Origin of the sequence: Pseudomonas synxantha (assembly GCF_900105675.1) — a bacterium.
Lineage (GTDB): Bacteria > Pseudomonadota > Gammaproteobacteria > Pseudomonadales > Pseudomonadaceae > Aquipseudomonas > Aquipseudomonas synxantha.
In genome coordinates this window covers 600,746-620,517 of record NZ_LT629786.1, presented here as the reverse complement: position 1 = coordinate 620,517, position 19,772 = coordinate 600,746, and the positions used below count along the sequence as shown (strand labels likewise).

Annotated in this window: 19 protein-coding genes; 2 read left to right on the top strand and 17 right to left on the bottom strand. The window is 60.1% G+C overall.

Going from position 1 to position 19,772, the window contains the following annotated elements; genetic code table 11:
* Positions 1-10 precede the first annotated feature (10 nt).
* Positions 11-2,158, bottom strand: coding sequence for a 3-hydroxyacyl-CoA dehydrogenase NAD-binding domain-containing protein (locus BLU48_RS02995; RefSeq protein WP_057025688.1), 2,148 nt, complete (start codon positions 2,156-2,158; stop codon positions 11-13).
* A gap of 16 nt (positions 2,159-2,174) precedes the next feature.
* Complete coding sequence (locus tag BLU48_RS02990) at positions 2,175-3,380, bottom strand: acetyl-CoA C-acetyltransferase (RefSeq protein ID WP_057025689.1); 1,206 nt, start codon at positions 3,378-3,380, stop codon at positions 2,175-2,177.
* Between the two features lie 653 nt (positions 3,381-4,033).
* On the opposite strand from BLU48_RS02990, the gene BLU48_RS02985 reads away from it, so the two are divergent.
* Complete coding sequence (locus BLU48_RS02985) at positions 4,034-4,840, top strand: c-type cytochrome (protein ID WP_057025702.1); 807 nt, start codon at positions 4,034-4,036, stop codon at positions 4,838-4,840.
* Positions 4,841-4,859: 19 nt separating this feature from the next.
* Here BLU48_RS02985 and BLU48_RS02980 read toward each other — a convergent pair whose 3' ends face one another.
* The 14 genes from BLU48_RS02980 to BLU48_RS02915 all read right to left on the bottom strand — a co-directional run bounded on the left by BLU48_RS02980 (position 4,860) and on the right by BLU48_RS02915 (position 16,449).
* Complete coding sequence (locus BLU48_RS02980; RefSeq protein WP_046069118.1) at positions 4,860-5,660, bottom strand: transglutaminase family protein; 801 nt, start codon at positions 5,658-5,660, stop codon at positions 4,860-4,862.
* A complete protein-coding gene (locus tag BLU48_RS02975; RefSeq protein WP_046069119.1) occupies positions 5,657-6,607 on the bottom strand; it encodes an alpha-E domain-containing protein in 951 nt (316 codons plus the stop codon). The genes BLU48_RS02980 and BLU48_RS02975 overlap by 4 nt, the downstream gene beginning before the upstream one ends.
* Positions 6,608-6,611: 4 nt before the next feature.
* Complete coding sequence (locus BLU48_RS02970) at positions 6,612-8,021, bottom strand: circularly permuted type 2 ATP-grasp protein (protein ID WP_057025690.1); 1,410 nt, start codon at positions 8,019-8,021, stop codon at positions 6,612-6,614.
* Positions 8,022-8,466: 445 nt separating this feature from the next.
* Positions 8,467-8,808 carry a ribonuclease E inhibitor RraB gene (locus BLU48_RS02965; RefSeq protein WP_003193463.1) on the bottom strand — a complete coding sequence of 114 codons (342 nt, stop codon included), beginning with the start codon at positions 8,806-8,808 and terminating at the stop codon, positions 8,467-8,469.
* 212 nt (positions 8,809-9,020) lie between these two features.
* A complete protein-coding gene (locus BLU48_RS02960) occupies positions 9,021-9,257 on the bottom strand; it encodes a hypothetical protein (protein WP_046069121.1) in 237 nt (78 codons plus the stop codon).
* A 104-nt stretch (positions 9,258-9,361) separates the two neighbouring features.
* On the bottom strand, positions 9,362-9,967 hold the full coding sequence (locus BLU48_RS02955) for an START domain-containing protein (protein ID WP_057025691.1): 606 nt from the start codon (positions 9,965-9,967) through the stop codon (positions 9,362-9,364).
* Between the two features lie 41 nt (positions 9,968-10,008).
* The gene (locus tag BLU48_RS02950; protein ID WP_043047177.1) at positions 10,009-10,263 is read right to left on the bottom strand and encodes a YkgJ family cysteine cluster protein; all 255 of its coding nucleotides are present in this window, start codon (positions 10,261-10,263) and stop codon (positions 10,009-10,011) included.
* A gap of 162 nt (positions 10,264-10,425) precedes the next feature.
* Positions 10,426-10,917 (bottom strand): hypothetical protein, encoded by a 492-nt coding sequence (locus BLU48_RS02945; protein ID WP_057025692.1) that lies wholly within the window; start codon positions 10,915-10,917, stop codon positions 10,426-10,428.
* A gap of 93 nt (positions 10,918-11,010) precedes the next feature.
* Positions 11,011-12,450, bottom strand: a complete 1,440-nt coding sequence (locus tag BLU48_RS02940) for an aminotransferase-like domain-containing protein (RefSeq protein ID WP_057025693.1) — start codon at positions 12,448-12,450, stop codon at positions 11,011-11,013.
* Positions 12,451-12,700: 250 nt separating this feature from the next.
* A complete protein-coding gene (locus tag BLU48_RS02935) occupies positions 12,701-13,513 on the bottom strand; it encodes an OmpA family protein (RefSeq protein ID WP_057025694.1) in 813 nt (270 codons plus the stop codon).
* Positions 13,510-13,872: a DUF4398 domain-containing protein gene (locus BLU48_RS02930; protein ID WP_046069126.1), complete on the bottom strand. Its 363-nt coding sequence runs from the start codon at positions 13,870-13,872 to the stop codon at positions 13,510-13,512. The genes BLU48_RS02935 and BLU48_RS02930 overlap by 4 nt, the downstream gene beginning before the upstream one ends.
* A 9-nt stretch (positions 13,873-13,881) precedes the next feature.
* Complete coding sequence (locus BLU48_RS02925; protein WP_057025695.1) at positions 13,882-14,697, bottom strand: substrate-binding periplasmic protein; 816 nt, start codon at positions 14,695-14,697, stop codon at positions 13,882-13,884.
* 70 nt (positions 14,698-14,767) lie between these two features.
* Positions 14,768-15,697 carry an electron transfer flavoprotein subunit alpha/FixB family protein gene (locus BLU48_RS02920; RefSeq protein ID WP_057025696.1) on the bottom strand — a complete coding sequence of 310 codons (930 nt, stop codon included), beginning with the start codon at positions 15,695-15,697 and terminating at the stop codon, positions 14,768-14,770.
* 2 nt (positions 15,698-15,699) lie between these two features.
* Positions 15,700-16,449: an electron transfer flavoprotein subunit beta/FixA family protein gene (locus tag BLU48_RS02915; protein ID WP_015885405.1), complete on the bottom strand. Its 750-nt coding sequence runs from the start codon at positions 16,447-16,449 to the stop codon at positions 15,700-15,702.
* A 516-nt stretch (positions 16,450-16,965) separates the two neighbouring features.
* On the opposite strand from BLU48_RS02915, the gene BLU48_RS02910 reads away from it, so the two are divergent.
* On the top strand, positions 16,966-18,630 hold the full coding sequence (locus tag BLU48_RS02910) for an electron transfer flavoprotein-ubiquinone oxidoreductase (protein ID WP_043047184.1): 1,665 nt from the start codon (positions 16,966-16,968) through the stop codon (positions 18,628-18,630).
* A 167-nt stretch (positions 18,631-18,797) separates the two neighbouring features.
* Here BLU48_RS02910 and BLU48_RS02905 read toward each other — a convergent pair whose 3' ends face one another.
* Positions 18,798-19,691, bottom strand: a complete 894-nt coding sequence (locus BLU48_RS02905; RefSeq protein ID WP_046069129.1) for an AraC family transcriptional regulator — start codon at positions 19,689-19,691, stop codon at positions 18,798-18,800.
* Positions 19,692-19,772 lie beyond the last annotated feature (81 nt).

The window sequence follows — 19,772 nt, the reverse complement described above, 5'->3', positions numbered from 1 at the left end:
CACATTTTGCTCAGCGGAACACTTCACCCTGTGCCGCTTTCTCCAGCAACAACGCCGGTGGCGAGAAGCGCTCCCCGTACTCCTCTGCCAGGTAGCGGGCGCGGGCGACAAAGTCGTCCAGCCCGTACTGGTTGATAAACTGCAAGGCGCCGCCACTCCATGCGGCAAAACCGATACCGAAGATCGAACCGACGTTGGCGTCAGCGGTGGACATCAGCACGCCCTCCTCCACACAACGTACGGTTTCGATGGCTTGGATAAACAGCAAGCGATCGCGTACGTCCTGGGGTGAGATTTGCTTGCCAGGCTGTTCGAACCGGGTTTTCAGCCCAGGCCACAGGTGCTTCTGGCCGCCAGCGGGATAGTCGTAAAAACCAGCGCCTGCCGCCTTGCCCGTGCGCTTGTATTCGTTCACCAGCAGATCGATCACCGCGGTCGCCGGATGGCTCGGCAGTGCCTTACCTTCGGCCTGCAGATCCTTGGCGGTTTGCTGTCGGATATGACTCATCAGGCTGAGGGAAACTTCATCGGACACCGCCAGCGGTCCCACCGGCATGCCGGCCTTGCGCGCTTCGGTTTCGATCATCGGCGCGGCCACGCCTTCGCCGAGCATGGCGATGCCTTCGTTGGTGAACGTGCCAAACACTCGCGAAGTGAAGAAGCCACGACTGTCATTGACCACAATCGGGGTCTTCTTGATTTGCAGGACGAAGTCGAAACCTCGGGCCAGGGTTTCGTCGCTGGTGCGGGCGCCCTTGATGATTTCCACCAGGGGCATCTTGTCCACGGGGCTGAAGAAGTGCAGGCCAATAAACCTGGCTTGATCGGGGACTGCCGTGGCCAGGCCGCTGATGGGCAAAGTGGAGGTGTTGGAGGCGATCACTGCGTCGGCACCGACCACGCTTTGTGCGGCGGCCGAGACCCTGGCCTTGAGTTCGCGGTCTTCGAACACGGCCTCGATGATCAGGTCGCAACCGGCCAGATCGGCATCATCCTGCGTCGAATGAATGCGCGCCAGGGTGGCTTCCCGCTGTTCGGCGCTCAATTGCCCATGACTGACCTTCTTGTCCAGCAGCGTCGCCGAATGTGCCTTGCCTTTCTCGGCGGCGGCGAGGTTGATGTCCTTGAGCACCACGTCGATGCCCGCACAAGCGCTGACATACGCAATGCCGGCGCCCATCATCCCGGCCCCGAGCACACCGACCTTGTGTGTGACGTAAGGGGCAAAACCCTGGGGCCGCGAGCTGCCGGCGTTGATTTCATTGAGCTGGAACCAGAAGGTGCCGATCATGTTTTTCGCCACTTGCCCGGTCACCAGTTCGGTGAAGTAGCGGGTTTCGATCAGGTGCGCGGTATCGAAGTCCACCTGGGCGCCTTCCACGGCGGCGCAGAGGATTTTCTCCGGCGCAGGGAAGCAGCCATTGGTTTTGCTGCGCAAAATCGATGGGGCAATGGCGAGCATCTGCGCGACTTTGGGATTTGACGGCGTACCACCTGGGATCTGATACGCCTTGTTATCCCACGGTTGCTTTGCCTCAGGATTAGCGAGAATCCAGGCCCGTGACTTGCTCAGCAGCTCATCACGATCCGCCGCCAGCTCATCAATCAAACCTGCTTGCAGTGCCTGGGCGGGCCGGACTTTTTTACCCTCGAGCAAGTACGGCAGGGCTTTTTCCAGGCCCAGCATGCGCACCATGCGCACTACCCCGCCACCGCCCGGCAACAGGCCAAGGGTGACTTCCGGCAGGCCGAGCTGAACAGCTTTGTCGTCCAGCGCGACCCGATGATGACAGGCCAGGCAGATCTCCCAGCCGCCGCCCAAGGCCGCGCCATTGATCGCAGCCACCACCGGCTTGCCGAGGGTTTCAAGGCGCCGCAACTGCGCCTTCAACACCAGCACGCTATCGTAGAAACCCTTGGCATGAGACTTGTCGACCTTGATCAGTTCATTGAGATCGCCACCGGCAAAAAAGGTCTTTTTGGCCGAGGTGATCACCACCCCGGCGATCCCGTCTTTTTCTGCCTCCAGGCGCGTGACGGTGGCCGCCATGGCCTCGCGATACGCTGCGTTCATGGTGTTGGCGCTCTGGCCGGGCATGTCGAGGGTCAGCACCACGATCTGGTCCTGGCCTTTTTCGTAACGAATGGCATCGGTCATGAAAGATTCCTTAGGCTCAGAGGCGTTCGATAATGGTGGCGATACCCATGCCGCCGCCGACACAGAGCGTGGCCAGGCCGTAGCGTTGCTGACGCACCTCCAGCTCATCGAGCAAGGTGCCGAGGATAGCGCAACCGGTGGCGCCAAGCGGGTGGCCCATGGCGATGGAGCCGCCGTTGACGTTGACCCGGGCGGCATCGATGCCCATGTCCTTGATAAACTTGAGCACCACCGAGGCGAACGCTTCGTTGACTTCGAACAGGTCGATGTCTTCAACCCGCAGGCCGGCCTTGGCCAGGGCCTTGCGAGTGGCTGGCGCCGGGCCGGTAAGCATGATGGTCGGGTCGGTGCTGGTCACGGCCGTGGCAACAATGCGCGCCCGCGGTTGCAGGCCCAGTTCGCGACCTTTGGCCTCGGAGCCGATCAACATCAATGCGGCGCCGTCGACGATGCCGGAGCTGTTGCCTGGGGTGTGCACATGCTGGATGCGCTCCACATGGCTGTAGACCCGCAATGCGGTGGCGTCGAAACCCATCTGGCCCATCATTTCGAAGCTGGGCTTGAGCTTGCCCAAGCCCTCAAGGGTGGAGTCGCCCCGGATAAACTCGTCATGGTCCAGCAGTACGATACCGTTCTGGTCCTGCACTGCGATCAGCGACTTGTTGAAGGAACCGTCTGCGCGTGCCCGGGCGGCTTTCTGCTGGGATTGCAGGGCAAAGGCGTCCACATCCTGGCGGCTGAAGCCTTCCAGGGTGGCGATCAGGTCGGCGCCGATACCTTGGGGCGTGAAGTGGCTGTGCATATTGGTTTGCGGGTCGAGCACCCACGCGCCGCCATCGCTGCCCATGGGTACCCGGGACATGGATTCGACGCCGCCGACGACGACCAGGTCTTCGAAGCCGGAACGCACCTTCATCGCGCCCAGGTTGACCGCCTCCAGGCCCGAGGCACAAAAGCGATTGACCTGGACGCCGGCGACGCTGATGTCCCAGTCCGCTACCAGCGCGGCAGTCTTGGCGATATCGGCGCCCTGGTCGCCCACGGGAGTGACGCAGCCGAGCACGATGTCATCCACTTGGTGCGTATCAAGTTCGCTGCGTTGCGCCAGCGCATTGAGCAAGCCGGCCACCAGGTTTACCGGCTTGACGCTGTGCAGGGCACCGTCGGCCTTGCCCTTGCCACGGGGCGTGCGTACCGCATCAAAGATCAAAGCTTGGGTCATGACATCCTCGAGCCGCTGTGGGTGTATGCCCCTTACCTTAGGCCCGATTGACACGGTTTCAATGACGGATGCGCTCAATGCTTTTGACCCCCTCGCTCGGACGAACGGTAGGTAGCTACGGAATATGCCTGATTAATCGTTTTAGCGGTCTAGCCCTAGGGCTGGCGCCAAGATGGCACTAAGCCTCATGCCGTTTTTAGCGCAAATGCTGATTAGCTGATATGAAATGGATCTAAGCGAAGAAGGGCGGGCGCTCTAAGGTTGAACCTGTAAGACGCTGCTGCCGGGTCTTGCTGGAGCAGCTGTAAGAAAAGTGCAACGTCAGCTCGCGATACTGAAATTAATCGGCACGCATTTGACGCTCAGGAATAACAACAAAATAGGCAGTCAGCCATGTTCAAACATTCGAAAGTACGTCAGGCAGGACTTATTCTGTTCGCCACCACACTGATTCTGATCTTGCCCAACCTGACCAAGGTGCTCGGGTGACGCCCCGCCCCCCAGACGCCGTGCACACACAGCACCAGGCCTGCAGCTTTTGGCAGCACCTGCCGGGATAGTGCGCTTAGCACTGCCGTTGCGGGGGCTGTCTTTTTTACCTGTCAATTTCCGGTATCGTGAGCGCCATCGCCACCTTGCATCGGGCCGCTGCCTTGAAATCGATCCTCGCCTTATTTGCCCTGCTGCTGAGCTTTCCTGTAGCCGCTGCGCAATTGACCATCGAACTGGAGCACGCCAGCCAGACCTGGCAGACCGCTGATCTGCTCAAACACCCGCAAGCGCAGACGGTGCAGATCGTCGATGACGTGTCCTACAAGCGCGATATGACCTATCGCGCAGTACCCCTGGCGGTGCTCCTGCCGGGCCTGAACCCTGCGAGCCACTTGCAAGCGGTTGCCCTGGATGGTTTCGCCGCCGAACTGTCTGCCGCGCCGTTGTTGGAAAAGTCCGGTGCCCGCGCCTGGTTGGCGGTGGAAGACCCGGCTCATCCATGGCCCGCCCTGGCGCAAGGCAAACCGAGCGCCGGGCCGTTTTACCTGGTGTGGACCCAACCCGAAGCCGGGCACATCAGCCCGGAACAGTGGCCCTTCCAGGTATCCAGAATCAAGCAATTGCAGACGGTTGCCGAACGTTTTCCCGCGTTGTTGCCCGACCCGAAACTGGCCGCAAATGACCCGATCAACCAAGGCTTTGCGTTGTTCCAGAAGAACTGCCTGGCCTGCCACCGCCTCAACGGGGCCGGCGATGCCCAAGTGGGACCGGACCTGAACATTCCCTACAACCCCACCGAGTATTTCGGCGGTGATTTCCTCAAGCGTTATATCCGTGACCCGCAAAGCCTGAGGCGCTGGCCACAGGCAAAGATGCCGGCGTTTGCTGCCAGTGTATTGCCGGATAACGAGCTGGATATGCTGGTCGAGTATTTGCAGCATATGGCGGGGCGCAAGCACCAACCTTAAGTCTGGAGCAATTCAAAAGTTATTGCTGCTGCACTGAAACCACGGTCGGTGCCACGAATACCTTGGCATGCATCTGTTCATGCCCGCCCCCACGGCGCATACCGCGTACCGGGCAGGCGTCGAGGTAGTCCAGGCCCACGGCCAGTTTCAAGTGCCGCTCCGGCCGGGCCAGTTGGTTGGTCACGTCAAAACTGTACCAGGCGTCATCCAGCCAGGCTTCGGCCCAGGCGTGACTGGCCAGATGTGCGCAGTCTTCGGTGTACAAATACCCCGACACATACCGCGCAGGAACTCCCAGGCTGCGTGCGCAGGCGAGAAATGCATGGGTATGGTCCTGGCACACGCCCGCAGCGCCTGCAAAGGCCTGGGCGGCACAGGTGTCGACTTCGGTAGCCCCCGGCGTGTAGATCATCGCTTGGTTGAGGGCCTGCATCAGGTCAATGAGCGCCGTGCGGTCGCGACGCTGGTGGCAATGCTGCTCGGCAAACCGGCGCAGGGCTTCATCGGGCTCGGTCAGACGCGTGCAGCGCAGGAACGGCCAGGCAGACTGGCTTTCGTGTTCGGCCTCGCGCAACTCGTCGATCTCCACCTGGCCACGGGCGCCGATGATAATGGCGTCGTGGGGTTCGTCCAGGGTCAGCACATGCAGGATATTACCGAAGGGGTCCACCTGCGCCCGCACCGGGCGTGGCAGGTCGAGCTGCCAGCTCAATACGTGCTGGCGTTCGCTGTCATGGGGCGTGAGCCGCAGGTACTGGATGCTGGCGCGCACTTGGTCTTGGTAGTGGTAGGTGGTTTCGTGGCTGATGGAGAGTCTCATGCCGCCTCCAGGTAGGAACTGTAGATGGCGTCGCCCAATTGGCGGACCAAGGGGATAAAGTCGGTCAGCCAGGCATGCAGGCCTTCCTCGAGGATTTCGTCGATCGCGGTAAAGCGCAGGCGCGCGTCCATCTCGGCGGCCAGGCGCTGGGCCGGGCGGCCGTTGAGGCCAGGCAGGCTGGCGAGCACTTGGTCGATTTCCTCGCTGCAGGCCCGCAGCGAGCGCGGGACATCGGCGCGTAACAGCAGCAGTTCAGCCACTTGCCGGGACCCCGGCGCATCACGATAAATCTCGGTGTAGGCCTCGAACGACGACAACGCACGCAGCAGTGCACTCCATTGGTAATACGCGTGAGCCGTGCCATCGCTGACCGACGCGGCCTGGTCGCCGGCCATTTCGTAGCGCGCATCCAGCAGGCGCAAGGTGTTATCGGCGCGCTCGATAAAGGTGCCCAGGCGGATAAAGCGGAAGGCATCGTTACGCATGATGGTGCCGTAGGTGGCGCCGCGGAACAGATGGGAACGCTCCTTGACCCACTCACAAAACCGGCTCATGCCGTATCGGCTCAGCCCCTGCTGGGCGATATCGCGAATGTCCAGCCAAGTGGCGTTGATGTTTTCCCACATGTCGGCGGTGATTCGCCCACGTACCGCATGGGCGCTGGCCCGCGCAGCACCCAGGCAACTGTAGATGCTGGCCGGGTTGGCCGCGTCCAGTGCGAAAAAGTGCAGCAGGCGTTCGGCATGCAATTGGCCGTGGCGCTCGTGGTAATCCTCCAGGGTGCCGGTGATCAACAACGGCATGGCCAGTTCGTGCAGTCCGTCGCCGCGCCCATCCTGAGGCATCAGCGACAGTGAATAGCTGACGTCGAGCATGCGTGCGAGGTTTTCGGCACGTTCCAGATAGCGCGACATCCAGTACAAATCCGAGGCAGTTCTACTCAACATGGCATCAGTCCTCGACCACCCAGGTGTCTTTAGTGCCGCCGCCCTGGGACGAGTTGACCACCAACGACCCTTCGCGCAGGGCCACGCGGGTCAGGCCGCCGGGCACCACGCGGGTTTCCTTGCCGGACAGCACGAACGGGCGCAGGTCGATATGCCGTGGGGCGATACCGTTTTCGACAAAGGTCGGGCAGGTGGATAAACACAGGGTCGGCTGCGCGATATAAGCGTGGGGCTTGGCCTTGATGCGAGCGCGGAAGGCTTCGATTTCCGCCGCCGTGGACGCCGGGCCAACCAACATGCCATAGCCGCCGGAGCCCTGGGTTTCCTTGACCACCAAATCGGGCAGGTGGGCCAGTACGTGGGACAATTCGTCGGGATTACGGCATTGAAAGGTCGGAACGTTCTGCAGGATCGGCTCTTCATCCAAGTAGAAGCGAATCATTTCAGGGACGAACGGGTAAACCGACTTGTCGTCCGCCACTCCCGTGCCGATGGCATTGGCCAGCACCACATTGCCGCAACGATAGGCCGCAAGCAGGCCGGGCACGCCGAGCATGGAGTCCGGGTTGAAGGCCAACGGGTCGAGGAAGGCATCATCTAGGCGGCGGTAGATCACATCCACGGCCTTTGGGCCGTCGGTGGTGCGCATGAACACACGGTCATCGCGTACGAACAGGTCCGCCCCCTCCACCAGTTCCACGCCCATTTCCCGGGCAAGAAAGGCATGCTCGAAGAACGCGCTGTTGAAGCGCCCCGGGGTCAGCACCACCACACTGGGGTTATCCAGAGGGCTGGCGCTTTTCAGGGTATCGAGCAACAGGTTGGGGTAGTGGTCGATGGGCGCGATGCGCTGGGCCGCAAACAGTTCAGGGAACAGGCGCATCATCATCTTGCGATCTTCGAGCATGTAGCTGACGCCACTGGGCGTGCGCAGGTTGTCCTCCAGTACGTAGTAGGTGCCGTCACCATCGCGTACGAGGTCGACCCCGGAAATGTGGGAATACAGATCACGGTGCAGGTTCAGGCCCTGCATTGCCAACTGATACTGCTCGTTGGCCAGTACCTGCTCGGCGGGAATAATGCCGGCCTTGATAATGCGTTGGCCGTGGTACAGGTCGGCGAGGAACATGTTCAGTGCCTTGACCCGTTGGATACAGCCGCGCTCGACAACCCGCCATTCGCTGGCCGGGATACTGCGCGGAATGGTATCGAAGGGAATCAGGCGCTCAGTGCCCAGCTCATCCCCATAGAGGGTGAAGGTGATACCGGCGCGGTGGAACAGCAAATCGGCTTCACGCCGACGCTGGGCCAGCAATTCCGTGGGGGTGTCGGCCAACCAGCGGGCGAACTCGCGGTAATGAGGACGGACCTGCCCTGCCCCATCGTACATTTCATCGTAATAAGTGCGGATCATGCCGTACTCCTTGTCACCCGGACGCGAGAACCTTCGCAAGGCCCGTGCCAGCGGCATAAACACTTAATAATCAATGACTTGAATAATCCAGGCGGAGTCTTCGCACCATTCCAGTGCGTAGAACGTGCCCATTGCATGTCGCACGCTTCATTGCAACGCGGCCCTTGGCTATCGATCGCATAGCCAGAGTTGATTTCACTGCCCGGCCGGCGCTGCGGATAATCACCTCCATCGGCTGAACAGGACATGTCCTACAGCGAAACCCTTTGTGCAACCGGTACTGTGTTACTTCGTGTACTGATCTGCTCCCTCGAGCTTCCCTTTCCGCCACCCTACTGGGGTGGCTTTTTTTTGCATGTAACAAAACCAGTGCAGGTCACCCCCCCCAAACAAAATCGGCCGACCCAAAGGTCAGCCGATACGCTGCGCTGCTCATAAAAACCAACTACATGGGTAACCCACGCACCTCCTGCTTGACGCCCCATCCTTCGATGATCCCACCCAGGGGCTCGACCACCGCCTCGAAGTCTTGCTCGAAGTCTCCTATGCCGTCGTAGGTTGCAAACATGATTTTGCTCAGTTCCAGGTACCAGGCGCCATCGTCGCGCGCGCTGACCTGGGCATTCAGGGATTCGCCACGAAATCGACCCGCAGCCCTGCGCGCCCGTTCCTCATCCGGGAAAATGGCGTAGAACTCAATGGGGTGAAAACGCGAGAAATCGAAGCCGCCCTCTTTCATGCGGCGCAGGACGTTGGTACTGATGTCTTCTTGATAGGCTGTGCTCATGAAAAGTGCTCCTCAAATGATGGATAGACTTTCCGTGCTTCCCGAAGCTCGCGCCCTACTGGCGCGAGTACTACGGCAGGAACAACACCGCTGGAAAACAAGCATGTAGCTGACAAGACCAGACCTTAGCGATTCATTCGCTGATCTCGATTGCAGAGTAGCGCGAAGCTATCACCTCCACCAGAGGTGCTTGATGGGTCTAACGGAAATATTCAGGCCGCGGGTTCGACCTTGAGGTCCTTGATACCATTTTGATCATGCAGGCTCTTGACCGTGGGCTCGGGAACACGATCGGCAAGATCGTTAAGGTCCAGCTTTTCTAACACCGGCGACACACGCACCCGCACCATCTGTGCGGCTTCTTCCAGCGTCGGCTCATGCTCGCAGTCGAATTGCTCGACTACCGGCTCGCCACGGTCATTGATGAAAGAAACATTCCACTTCGGCATCGGTGCCTCCTCGATAAAACCCCATGTGTGGGCTTACATCTATCTGGACCTTGAGGCTTCGCCAAACGTTCCACCCAAGGCAGGAGGCACCGGATCAGTTGCGCTTATTTTTCAGCGCGTTCCTTGAGCGCCCTCAAGGTATTGAACGGCGCTTCCACCACGAACTTGTTGGCCAACCACGACGGCACGCTGCCGCCCGGCTCGGTGTGCACTTGGTAGGTCACTTCGGTCTCATTGGCGCCCTTGGGCACCAGTTTCCAGGAGCCTTCGACCTGAGCGACCCGCACATAGCCTTTTTCTTCGGGCTTGTAGGTAGGCACGCCCTGCAAGGTGCGGGTTACGCTGCCATCGGCGTTTTTAGCGGTTGTGACATGAATATACGAGTCACGATCGCTCACCGGAAACGGTGCCTTGAATTGCGTGTAGGTCCAGGCTTCGTCGCCTTTCTTGTCGACCAGTTTCTGGGATTTGCACTCGTGAATCCACGCGCAGGCACCCGCCACGTCTTCCTGCAATGCAACGATCTTGGCCACAGGCGCCTTGATCACGGTCACGCCGCGATACGCTTTGTACTTGGAGCCGGCAACTTCGCTCAGGGACACCTTGATACCGTCTTCGTCCTTGGCCACTTGCCATTCCTCAGCCTGGGCAGTAGCAGCAAACAGCAGTGTAAAACCGCACAACACGGCCAGTCGTTTCAGCGAACCCATTGTTGTATTCCTTATTGTTGAAGTTCCAATAGTAAAGCCCATCAAGCCGCCGTCATCTGCTCCCACCAGCCGATCAAGCGAATTGCATCGGCCTGGTCATTGCCACAGACCTCGATATCAGCCTTGAAATCACTGCACACCGCCGGCCGTTCAGGCAGGCCGAACAGCTGGCACAGTTGTCCGACCGACAGGTGCAGGCAGCGAACGCCTGCAGGCTTGCCCTGGGGCATTCCGGGCAGCGGCGAACTGATGGAGGGGGCGATGCAGCATGCGCCACAGCCTTCACGGCATTTCATGACCAGCAGGTCCTCGACGACTCAATAGGGATGACCGGGCTAGAGTACGCCCTTAAACAGCCGTTTTAAAATGGTCAAACAGGGGTTTTTCGCGCAAAACAAAAGTGACCGACCAGTCTGCGACAGATGGTCGGCAACCTGGGTCACGCATAGCGGCAATGTTTATTGCTTGAATTCGAAATCCAGCGCGGCGCCTTCAACATCACGGCGCTCATCGTTGCGCAGTTGCAGCTTCATCTCATTGCTGAGCAAGCGGCCGTTGATCTGGAACGCACTGTTGTCGGTGGGCTTTTCGCCAAACAGCGGCGGCAGCAAGGGCACGCTCTTGGGCTTGGGCATGGTGCCGATGGGCTGCAACAGCCTGACCATGTCAGAGGGCAGCGAAAGGTCCAACTGTGCCGGTGGCAATTTAGTCTGGGCGACTTCATGGGCAGACTTGGACTTGCTCGCAACGGGCGCGCGCTTTTTGCTCGCTGCGGCTTTTTTCTGTGTGGCCGGGGCTTTTTTCACGGGCGTCGGCTTCTTCACGGAGACCTTCTGCTCAACACTGGCAGCCGACGTGCTATCGCCCACCGGCGTGGCTGCCAGCACACCGCTAACATTGCACAGGCTCAACAAGCCAATCACCAAGGTAACGCGAAAAATAGATGTCATATCGCCAACAGCGTTAACGGCAGAAGGCCATATGCTCGCTTGTTGTGCACGGCATGACAAGGGCGCAGATCAATGCTGTCCCCTTTGCACGTCTCAAAAACCCGCCGCGGTCTCCTGGCACAACTGGCTGGCCAGCATGCCCAAGGTCATCAACGCCCGCTCTGCCTCGCGGTTCCAGGGGGTACCGCAGTTGAGGCGAATACAGTGGTTGAACTGTTCCGTATTACTGAAGATCAGCCCCGGCGCAATACTGATGCCCTGTTGCAGGGCACGGATGTGCAGTTCCTGGGTATTGACCCGACCCGGCAAACTGACCCACAGGATAAAGCCGCCGGTTGGACGGGTCATCTGGGTGCCTTCGGGGAAATATTGCTGCACCGCCAGTTGGAAGGCGCTGAGGTTCTTGCGGTATTCCTGGCGGATGTAGCGCAGGTGGCGGTCGTAGCCACCGTTTTCCAGGTAAGCCGCGACCCCCATCTGGGTGACACTGCAAGCTGAGTGGGTACTGAACATCTGCAGGCGCTGGATCTCCTGCTGGTACTTGCCGGCGATCATCCAGCCGATGCGCACACCCGGGGACAAGGTCTTGGAAAAACTCGAGCAGTAGATAACCCGGTCAAGGCGGTCGTAGGCTTTCAGAGCCTTGGTGCGACCCAGTTCGAACATCAGCTCGCCGTAGATATCGTCCTCGACGATCTGGATATCGAAATCCGACGCCAGGCGCAGCAGTTGTTTCTGGCGCTCCTCGGGCATGGTGCCACCCAGGGGGTTGCTCAGGCGCGTGGTGAGCACCAGCGCCTTGATCGACCACTGGTTGGCGGCCAGTTGCAGGGCTTCCAGGCTCATTCCCGTGGCTGGGTCGCTGGGAATCTCGATGACTTTCAGACCGAGCAAATCGGCGAGTTGCAACAAGCCGTAGTAAGTCGGTGATTCGGCGGCGATCAGGTCGCCAGGCCGCGTGAGTACGCGCAAGGACATCTGCAACGCGTCGACGCAGCCGTGGGTGATCACCACCTCGGAAGGGTCTACCACCACACCGGCATCGCGCATGCGGATCGCCACCTGACGGCGCAGCGGTTCAAAGCCGGGGCTGAACATGTAGCTGAAGGCCCGCGGGCTCTGGAACCGTGTGACCTTGGCCAACTGCTGGTGCAGCGCCCGTACAGGAAGATAGTCGACACTCGGCACCGCGGCGCCCAAGGGGAACACCCCTTCACGGCGCGACTCGACCAATACCTGCTGGATGATGCTGCTGCGGGTGACCAAGCCTGGCCGCTCGACCCGCGCGATGTCTGGCGTCGGCGCCGTGAGTGCGGGTGTCTGGTGCACGTAATAGCCCGACTGCGGCCGCGCCCGGATCAGCCCCTGGTCTTCCAGGTTGGCATAGGCCTGCAGCACCGTGGCATGGCTCACATTGAGCTGGGAACTCATTTTGCGCACCGACGGCACGCGCTCCCCCGGTTGGTAGACACCGCGTCGGATGTCCTCAGCCAGTTGCTGGGCAATACGCTGGTAAAGCAACAGATTGGTCATGACGCAGCACTCGATTTCACGGGTATTTTATTTTTGTGTGAAACATACCGGCACAGTTTAGAACTGTACGGGGACAGTTGTCACGATAGTCGAGCGCGGGTGGGAGTGACAGCAAAAACTGTTAGAGAGTACGCCTAACAAATGTGGGAGGGGGCTTGCTCCCGATGACGGTGTATCAGTCAAAGATGTTGCAACTGAACTACCGCTATCGGGAGCAAGCCCCCTCCCACATTAAATCGCAGCCTGGCGCTCAGCGAGCGGCGCCCAGTTGGCCTTTTTCGTCGGAGAATACGATTTCCACCCGGCGATTCTGTGCGCGGCCTCGTTCGGAGGCGTTGGCTTCTACCGGATACTGATCGCCATAACCCTGGACCTCGATACGCTTGTCATCGATACCCAGGTCCATCAACAGGTCCGCCACCGATTGGGCACGGTCGCGGGACAGCTTGAGGTTTTCCTGCTCGCCCCCGGTGTTGTCGGTGTAACCCTCGACGCGCACCCGACGCTTGGGGTTCAGTTGCAGGAACTGCACGATCTTCAACACCGTGCGGTTGGCCGAGTTGGCCAGTTCCGCTTCGCCGGTGTCGAACAGCACATCTCCCAGCGTCATCACCAAGCCACGGTCGGTCTGGGTGGTGAGGCTGGCAATTTGTGCTTCAACCCACTTGCCCTGTTGCTGCACGCTGGCCAGTTTGTTTTCGCGCAGGGCCAGTTGCAGGCGCTGGCGTTCCAATTCGAGTTGGGCGCCACGTTCGGCGTTCAGGCCTTGCTCAGTGTGTTCGCGGGCGATGGCACTGTAGCGCTGGCTGAGGTAGGAGTAATGCACCACATCGGCGCCGCTGCCCCAGTAGCTGGACAAGCGATCGGCACGGGCCAGGGATTCGCCGGCGCGGATCACATCCTTGGGGGCGAAGCGCAGCACGTTGGCGTCCTCTTTGACCTTCTGAAAGTCATCGCCGGCCTGTTGCAAGGCCTGCTCGCTGCTGGGTTGGCTGGCGCACCCGCCGAGGGCTGCGCTGCCCAGCAGCAACACACAGCCCAAACCACGGATCATCGGGCTCATTGCGCGTCCCCCAACTGTAATTGCTTGCGCAGGCGGGTTATGCGGGTATTGAGCACGTTCAATTGCTCCTGGCTCTTGGCGGTGAGTACTTTAGCCTCGGCCAGACGCGCATCCAGCTCAGCCTGCTCGGCCCGCATACGCGCGCGCTTGTAGGATTGGTCGGCCATGTTGGCCTTGGCCCTGGCGAATTTTTCTTCGGCCAGTTTCAGCTCGGGCGATTCGTCGGCATTGACCCCGACCGCGGTGGCTTGCTCCAAGGCTTGCTGGGTCAGGCGCATTTGTTCATTCGGCGCAGGATCGGTTGCACATCCCGCCAGAGCGACAACGGCGAGGGCCGCGAAAAGAGGTCGAAAAATCACTGTAAATCCCTACTGTGTTGGGGTGCCGACGGGCTGTTGCAGTTGCGCCTTCCAGCGCTCCAGATTGCGCTGCAGCGCGGCTTGCGCGACACCGGACGCGGGCAATTCTGTCATCTTTTTCGCCAACTGTCCGCGCAGCCATGGATCATTGCACGCCGAGTTGTGGGAAATCGCCAGGTACAAGCCGGGCTGATCGACAGGCACCTCATGGGCGACCAGGTCGTCACTCATGCCCAAGGTCTGGGCCATGGCCATGCCGGAATAGCGCCCGGCCAGCACGTAATCCACCTCACCCAGCAACAGTTTCTGGAATGCCGGCGTCAGATTGGGCAGGCGTTGCAGGCTGAGCTGCTGACCGGCGAAGGTTTCGAATTCAGCGCTCAAGCGGGCGCGCTCCGATACTGCGCCCTTGTGGCCGTGCAGGTCAGCCACTGAGGTGTAGGCCAGCTGTGAATCCTTGCGTGTCCAGACCAGGTAATCGGTCTGCATCAACGCCGGATGGATGTAGTCGAAGTTGTCCAGTTCACCGAGGTTCAGCGGCGCGTCGGCGAGGATGTCCATGCGCCCGCTGCGCGCTTCATCCAGGGCCAGGGAGCGTTTGCCGCCGTAGAGCAGGTCGATTTTCAGCCCGAGGTCCTTGCCCACTTGTTGCAGCACCTCGGCGGTAGCGCCGATCAGGTGCGTCGGGTCCTGGGGGTCACGCCACAACAAAGGTGGGGCATCAGGGCTGCCGGTGATCACCAGGCGCTCGCACTTGCCGGCGGCCAGTGACAGGCTCGGCAGCAGCATGAGGGCGAGCAATATGCTCCAAGGACGCAGTTCCATGGCGAGGTTCCCCTGATAAATAAAAAAGCCCGGTCACAAGACCGGGCTCTTTATAAGTGAAGCGGCTGGATTAGACCAGCTTCTCCAACTCAGGTACGGCTTCGAACAAGTCCGCCACCAGGCCGTAATCGGCAACCTGGAAGATCGGCGCTTCTTCGTCCTTGTTGATCGCGACGATCACCTTGGAGTCCTTCATACCGGCCAAGTGCTGGATCGCACCGGAGATACCGACAGCGATGTACAGCTGTGGCGCCACGATCTTGCCGGTCTGGCCGACCTGCATGTCGTTGGGTACGAAACCTGCGTCGACGGCTGCGCGGGAAGCGCCGACCGCAGCGCCGAGCTTATCGGCCAGGGCGTACAGGTGCTTGAAGTTGTCACCGTTCTGCATGCCGCGGCCGCCGGAAACGACAATCTTGGCAGCAGTCAGCTCAGGGCGATCCGACTTGGCCAGCTCTTCGCCAACAAAGCTGGACGTGCCAGCGTCGTGGGCAGCGGAGACGGCTTCAACGGCGGCCGAACCACCTTCGGCGGCAGCCGGATCGAAACCGGTGGCGCGTACGGTAATAACCTTGACCGCTGCGTTGGACTGCACGGTAGCGATGGCGTTACCGGCATAGATCGGGCGCTTGAAGGTGTCGGCGCTTTCCACCGAGATAATCTCGGAGATCTGGTCAACGTCCAGCTGCGCGGCAACGCGTGGCAGGATGTTTTTGCCGTTGGAGGTAGCGGCAGCCAGGATGTGGCTGTAGCCAGCGCCCAGCTCTGCAACCAGCGGCGCAACGTTTTCTGGCAACTGATGCGCGTAGGCGGCATTGTCAGCGTTCAGGACTTTACTTACGCCCGCGATTTTCGCAGCGGCTTCAGCCACGGCGCCAGCGCCCTGGCCAGCAACCAATACGTGGATGTCACCACCGATTTTCGCAGCGGCAGCCACGGTGTTGAGGGTGGCCGGGGCCAGCACCTTGTTATCGTGTTCAGCGATTACCAAGATAGTCATTTTTAGATTACCTTCGCTTCGTTTTTCAGTTTCTCGACCAGTTCAGCCACCGACTTGACCTTGATGCCCGCGCTGCGTGCAGCCGGCGCTTCAACCTTGACGGTCTTGTTGGTGGAGGCGGTGGAAACGCCCAAAGCGTCCGGAGTCAGCACTTCGAGAGGCTTCTTCTTGGCTTTCATGATGTTTGGCAGGGACGCATAGCGCGGCTCGTTCAAACGCAGGTCGGTGGTGACGATGGCCGGCAGTTTCAGGGAAACCGTCTGTGCGCCGCCGTCGATTTCACGGGTCACCGCGACGCTGTCGCCGTTCACTTCGACTTTCGAAGCGAAGGTGCCCTGGCCGTAACCGGTCAGTGCGGCCAGCATCTGGCCCGTCTGGTTGTTGTCGCTGTCGATGGCTTGTTTGCCGAGGATCACCAACTGAGGCTGTTCCTTGTCGACAACGGCCTTGAGCAACTTGGCAACCGCCAGGGAGGTAAGTTCTTCGGCGGATTCGACCAGGATTGCGCGGTCGGCGCCCAGGGCCAAAGCGGTACGCAGCTGCTCTTGGGCAGTGGTCGGACCGATGGACACCACGACGATTTCAGTCGCAACACCTTTCTCTTTCAGGCGTACGGCTTCTTCCACAGCGATTTCGCAGAAAGGGTTCATCGACATCTTGACGTTAGCAAGGTCGACGCCGGAATTGTCCGCCTTGACGCGAACTTTCACGTTGTAATCGACAACGCGTTTGACAGCTACAAGAACCTTCATGGATTCCTCGTTACTCTCCGGTGAAAAGAAAGTCGCCTAGGCGAACCTGGCGGTTGATGCTCATCGGCACACAAGGGCACCTCCAAAGACTTCGGCAGTGGCCTTGCACACGGGAAGTGACGACCGTTCGTCAGTGGTGACTGAGAGGTCATTCTTTATCGCGGCGTGTAAACTGCGCCCCTGTGTCCGGGTACGCGTCACATTTTTACCTTCGGCCGGCCTTTGGACGTGCTCTTGAAACCTGCAGTCTGCCTACGGGAAGCGCAAAACCGACCGTATCTTGACCGGAACGCCTATTCTGGTCAATACGGCAAAATGGTCAGTCATAAGCCCCGTTGCTTTGATTTACCTAGGCTGCGGGCAATTCAAACAAACGTTTGTATTGGACGCTGCCAGTGGTCTATATATAATGCGCCACCTAGAGAGACAGGTGGGTGCTGCCGTTGAGCAGAACCCCGCCGAACCTCCACCCATTAGAAAAAAAAAGCCTGTTGAGCCTTGAGTAGGAGATAGCCTGTGGAACGCGAATACATGGAATTCGACGTGGTCATCGTCGGCGCTGGCCCGGCTGGCCTGTCTGCCGCCTGCCGCCTGAAGCAGAAGGCCGCCGAAGCCGGTAAGGAAATCAGCGTCTGCGTGGTCGAGAAAGGCTCCGAAGTCGGCGCCCACATCCTCTCCGGTGCCGTGTTCGAACCCCGGGCCCTGAACGAACTGTTCCCGGACTGGAAAGAGCTCGGCGCCCCGCTCAACACGCCGGTGGTGCGTGACGACATCTACGTGCTGCGCAGCAGCGATACCTCCACCAAGGTTCCCGACTTCTTCGTGCCCAAGACCATGCACAACGAAGGCAACTACATCATTTCCCTGGGCAACCTGTGCCGCTGGCTGGCCCAGCAGGCCGAAAACCTGGGCGTGGAAGTCTACCCAGGCTTCGCCGCCCAGGAAGCACTCTTCGACGAGAACGGCGTGGTGCGTGGAATCATCACCGGTGACCTCGGTGTCGACCGTGAAGGCAAGCCCAAGGAAGGCGTATATACCCCGGGCATGGAATTGCGTGGCAAGTACACGCTGTTTGCCGAAGGCTGCCGTGGCCATATCGGCAAGCAGTTGATCCAGCGTTTCAACCTGGACAGCGACGCCGACGCCCAGCACTACGGCATCGGCCTGAAGGAAATCTGGGAAATCGACCCGGCCAAGCATCAGCCAGGCCTGGTGGTGCACACCGCCGGTTGGCCGCTGGACATCATGAGCGCCGAAAACACCGGTGGTTCGTTCCTCTATCACCTGGAAAATAACCAGGTAGTGGTCGGCCTGATCGTCGACCTGTCCTATAGCAACACCTTCCTGTCGCCCTTCGATGAGTTCCAGCGCCTCAAGCACCACCCGGTGCTGGCCCAGTACCTGGAAGGCGGCAAGCGCGTCAGCTACGGCGCCCGCGCCATCTGCAAAGGTGGCCTGAACTCGCTGCCCAAGATGGTCTTCAAGGGCGGAGCGCTGATCGGTTGCGACCTCGGCACCCTGAACTTCGCCAAGATCAAGGGCAGCCACACCGCGATGAAGTCCGGCATGCTCGCCGCCGATGCGGTTGCTGATCGTCTGTTCGCCGAATCCGAAGGCGGTGACGAGCTGACCGCGTATGTCGACGGCTTCAAAGCCAGCTGGCTGTATGAGGAATTGTTCGCCACCCGTAACTTCGGCCCGGCGATGCACAAGTTCGGCCCGATCATCGGCGCCGGCTTCAACTGGTTCGACCAGAACATCCTCGGCGGCAAGATGCCGTTCACCCTGCACGACACAAAGCCGGACTACGCCTGCCTCAAGCTGGCCAAAGACTGCAAGAAAATCGACTACCCCAAGCCCGACGGCAAGCTGAGCTTCGACAAACTGAGCTCGGTGTTCATCTCCGGTACCAACCACGAAGAAGAGCAGCCTTGCCACTTGAAGTTGAAAGACCCGAGCATCCCGATCGGCACCAACCTGCCGCTCTACGATGAACCGGCGCAGCGCTACTGCCCGGCCGGCGTGTATGAAGTGATCACCAAGGAAGACGGCGAGAAGCGCTTTCAGATCAACGCCCAGAACTGCGTGCACTGCAAGACCTGTGACATCAAGGACCCTTCGCAGAACATTACCTGGGTGACACCCGAAGGTGCGGGTGGGCCGACTTACCCGAATATGTAAGCCACTGAGGCTCCCAATCGGGAGCCTTTTTTATGGCCAACATCAATCTAAATGTGGGAGGGGGCTTGCTCCCGATTGCGGTGGGTCAGCTAAAGATTAGCTAACTGATACACCGTCATCGGGGGCAAGCCCCCTCCCACATTTGGAGTGTGGTTTGGCCTGAAATGCTATGCAGCGCGCTCTTCACCAGGGTTACGCAGGAAGTAGCGCTTGTACTCGCGACTGAACTGCGACGTACTCTGATACCCCACGCTATGTGCCGCCTGCGCCACACTCATGCCGTCTATCAGTAACAACTGCTGAGCCTTCAACAACCGCAGGCGCTTGAGGTACTGCACCGGCGACAACAAGGTGCAGCGCTTGAAATGCTCATGAAAGGTCGAGGCACTCATATGGGCATAACCGGCCAACGTCTCGATATTCAGCGGCTCGGCGTAATGGGCATGCAGGTGGTTCAATGACGTGGCGATTCGCGAAAACTGCCCCTGCTGTTCCACCAACGCACGCAACACATCCGCCTGGGGCCCACGCAACGCGGTGAACAACAATTCGCGTACCCGCGCCGGGCCCATGATCCGGCTTTCCAGCGGATCGTGCAGGCACTGCAACAGCCGCTCCACGCAGCCGCGCATGGCATCGTCCAGCACCACCGAACTCATCGACTCCAAGGTCTGCGCCGTCGGCGGTGGTCCGCCCTGCATGCCCATGGCAATGACCAACTCCCCCAGCACCACCCGATCGATACCCACCGTCACGCCCAACAGCGGCGCGCCAGGCGCCATGGCAAAGGTCTCGCACTCGAACGGCACCGGCATCGCCTGGACCAGGTAATGCCCGGCGCCATACTCCAGTGTTCTCGGGCCGAGGTAGGCAACCTTGCTGCCTTGGGCCACGAACATCAGGCTTGGCTCGTAGATCTGCGGCCCACGCGCCACGTCGCAACTGGCACGCAGCACCTGCACGCCGGGCAGGTTGGTCGGGGAGAAACCGTCGCGGGGCGCAAGCCCTTCAATCAGGGACACCAGCGTGGCGTTGGCGTCGAGATGGCGGGTCAACAACATGGCAAAAAACTTCGTGAACAAGGGATGAGAACATCATCGCAGGTCTGACGGCGAATACATCCAAAGCAATGCCAGTCCCGG

What these genes read in the sequence shown, in the direction of transcription:
- BLU48_RS02995 (WP_057025688.1), bottom strand. Translation starts at nt 2,158, where the DNA reads ATGACCGATGCCATTCGTTACGAAAAAGGCCAGGACCAGATCGTGGTG.
- BLU48_RS02950 (WP_043047177.1), bottom strand. Translation starts at nt 10,263, where the DNA reads ATGAAATGCCGTGAAGGCTGTGGCGCATGCTGCATCGCCCCCTCCATC.
- BLU48_RS02980 (WP_046069118.1), bottom strand. Translation starts at nt 5,660, where the DNA reads ATGAGACTCTCCATCAGCCACGAAACCACCTACCACTACCAAGACCAA.
- BLU48_RS02915 (WP_015885405.1), bottom strand. Translation starts at nt 16,449, where the DNA reads ATGAAGGTTCTTGTAGCTGTCAAACGCGTTGTCGATTACAACGTGAAA.
- BLU48_RS02905 (WP_046069129.1), bottom strand. Translation starts at nt 19,691, where the DNA reads ATGTTGTTGACCCGCCATCTCGACGCCAACGCCACGCTGGTGTCCCTG.
- BLU48_RS02970 (WP_057025690.1), bottom strand. Translation starts at nt 8,021, where the DNA reads ATGATCCGCACTTATTACGATGAAATGTACGATGGGGCAGGGCAGGTC.
- BLU48_RS02990 (WP_057025689.1), bottom strand. Translation starts at nt 3,380, where the DNA reads ATGACCCAAGCTTTGATCTTTGATGCGGTACGCACGCCCCGTGGCAAG.
- BLU48_RS02935 (WP_057025694.1), bottom strand. Translation starts at nt 13,513, where the DNA reads ATGAGCCCGATGATCCGTGGTTTGGGCTGTGTGTTGCTGCTGGGCAGC.
- BLU48_RS02920 (WP_057025696.1), bottom strand. Translation starts at nt 15,697, where the DNA reads ATGACTATCTTGGTAATCGCTGAACACGATAACAAGGTGCTGGCCCCG.
- BLU48_RS02960 (WP_046069121.1), bottom strand. Translation starts at nt 9,257, where the DNA reads ATGCCGAAGTGGAATGTTTCTTTCATCAATGACCGTGGCGAGCCGGTA.
- BLU48_RS02925 (WP_057025695.1), bottom strand. Translation starts at nt 14,697, where the DNA reads ATGGAACTGCGTCCTTGGAGCATATTGCTCGCCCTCATGCTGCTGCCG.
- BLU48_RS02940 (WP_057025693.1), bottom strand. Translation starts at nt 12,450, where the DNA reads ATGACCAATCTGTTGCTTTACCAGCGTATTGCCCAGCAACTGGCTGAG.
- BLU48_RS02965 (WP_003193463.1), bottom strand. Translation starts at nt 8,808, where the DNA reads ATGAGCACAGCCTATCAAGAAGACATCAGTACCAACGTCCTGCGCCGC.
- BLU48_RS02955 (WP_057025691.1), bottom strand. Translation starts at nt 9,967, where the DNA reads ATGGGTTCGCTGAAACGACTGGCCGTGTTGTGCGGTTTTACACTGCTG.
- BLU48_RS02975 (WP_046069119.1), bottom strand. Translation starts at nt 6,607, where the DNA reads ATGTTGAGTAGAACTGCCTCGGATTTGTACTGGATGTCGCGCTATCTG.
- BLU48_RS02945 (WP_057025692.1), bottom strand. Translation starts at nt 10,917, where the DNA reads ATGACATCTATTTTTCGCGTTACCTTGGTGATTGGCTTGTTGAGCCTG.